General features: G+C 65.8%; 1 pseudogene. It reads left to right on the top strand.

From position 1 onward, the window contains the following. A pseudogene (locus tag ACZ2IA_RS23350) lies at nucleotides 1–231 on the top strand (polyphosphate:AMP phosphotransferase); the annotation flags it as partial.

The raw sequence follows: 231 nt of genomic DNA on the forward strand, positions 1-231 counted from the left end.
TCGGCCTACCGCGAACAGCTTCAGAGCCAGCAGGCGGAGCTGAACCGGCACAGCCGTCGGCTGCTGATGCAGGGGCGGGGACTGATCCTCGTATTCGAAGGCTGGGACGCGGCGGGCAAGGGCGGTGCGATCCGCCGACTATTGCAGGTGCTGGATGTGCGCTATCTCACCGTGCACCGCATTGCGGCCCCCGACTCCCGGGAACTGGCCCACCACTATCTGTGGCGTTTT

The sequence above is a fragment of the Crenobacter sp. CS_VA4 genome, from assembly GCF_055597485.1.